Source organism: Halomonas sp., from assembly GCF_041689495.1.
Lineage (GTDB): Bacteria > Pseudomonadota > Gammaproteobacteria > Pseudomonadales > Halomonadaceae > Halomonas.
The window spans coordinates 1-1,536 of sequence record NZ_JBDNGD010000038.1 but is presented as its reverse complement, the minus strand read 5'-3'; the positions used below and the strand labels follow the sequence as shown (position 1 = coordinate 1,536).

At 65.3% G+C, this 1,536-nt stretch carries 2 protein-coding genes; both read left to right on the top strand.

Features of this window, described 5'->3' with window-relative positions; genetic code table 11:
* Window positions 1-687 (top strand): polysaccharide deacetylase family protein (locus ACESMD_RS01225; RefSeq protein WP_372609557.1); only part of this gene is annotated, 687 nt, incomplete at its 5' end.
* Window positions 688-738: 51 nt separating this feature from the next.
* A partial coding sequence (locus tag ACESMD_RS01220) for a bifunctional allantoicase/(S)-ureidoglycine aminohydrolase (protein WP_372609555.1) occupies window positions 739-1,536 on the top strand: 798 nt, incomplete at its 3' end.

The following is a 1,536-nucleotide window of genomic DNA, read 5'->3' as shown; positions in this document are numbered from 1 at the left end:
GGGGTCTGGCGAGTGCTGCGCGAGTTCGAGCGCCGCGGCCTGGCGCTGACAGTGTTCGGCGTGGCCATGGCGCTGGAGCGTCACCCCGAGGTGGCGCACGCCTTCAAGGAACTGGGTCATGAGATCGCCTGCCACGGCTACCGCTGGATCCATTACCAGGAAGTGCCCGAGCGGATCGAGCGTGAACACATGGCCCGCGCCATGGAGATCTTCCAGCGCCTCTATGGCGAGAAGCCGCTGGGCTGGTACACCGGTCGCGACAGCCCCAACACCCGGCGGCTGGTGCTCGACGAGGGCGGCTTCCTCTACGACAGCGACTACTACGGCGACGAGCTGCCGTTCTGGACCCGCGAGGCGGACAGCCAGGGCCGCCAGTACGACCACCTGATCGTGCCCTATACCCTGGACAGCAACGACATGCGCTTCGCTGCGCCCCAGGGCTTCAACACCGCCGATCATTTCTTCAGCTACCTGCGCGACGCCTTCGACGTGCTCTATGCGGAAGGCGAGGAGTCACCGAAGATGCTATCGGTGGGCCTGCATTGTCGGCTGATCGGCCGTCCCGGGCGTTTCCGCGGCCTGCAGCGCTTCCTCGACCATATCGAGGCCCACGACCGAGTGTGGGTGGCACGGCGGGTGGATATCGCTCGCCATTGGGTGGAGCATCACCCGGCGCCGGCACGCTGAGACAGAACACTCAGTCTCGCTCTTTTCAGGCAATATCAGTCAGGAAATGTCATGAATCCGCGAACCTACTACGCCCCCACGGGGGGCCATCCGCCCCAGACCCAGCTACTCTCCGACCGGGCGGTGTTTACCGAGGCCTATGCCGTCATCCCCAAGGGGGTGTTCGGCGACATCGTCACCAGTCAGCTGCCCTTCTGGGAGAAGACGCGCCTGTGGGTGCTGGCGCGACCGCTCTCCGGCTTCGCCGAGACGTTCTCGCAATACATCATGGAAGTGGAGCCGGGCGGGGGCAGTGACAGGCCTGAGCTCGACCCCGCCGCCGAGGGCGTGCTCTTCGTGGTGGAAGGGGAACTTCGGCTGACGCTTGGCGACGAGCGCCGTGACATGCTCCCGGGGGGCTATGCGTTCATTCCGTCGGGCAGTGACTGGCGGGTGCACAATGCGGGTGAGGCGCCGGTGCGTTTCCATTGGGTGCGCAAGGCCTATGAGGCGGTCGAGGGGATCGAGTCGCCGGCGGCGTTCGTGACCAACGAGAACGACATCGCGCCACGCCCCATGCCGGATACCGACGAGCGCTGGGCGACGACGCGCTTCGTCGAGCCCGACGATGTACGCCACGACATGCACGTCAATATCGTCACCCTGCAGCCTGGCGCATCGATTCCCTTCGCCGAGACCCACGTCATGGAGCACGGGCTCTACGTACTCGAGGGCAAGGCGGTCTATCATCTCAATCAGGACTGGGTCGAGGTTGAGGCCGGCGACTTCATGTGGCTGCGCGCCTTCTGTCCGCAGGCCTGCTATGCCGGTGGCCCGGGGCCCTTCCGTTATCTGCTTTACAAGGACGTG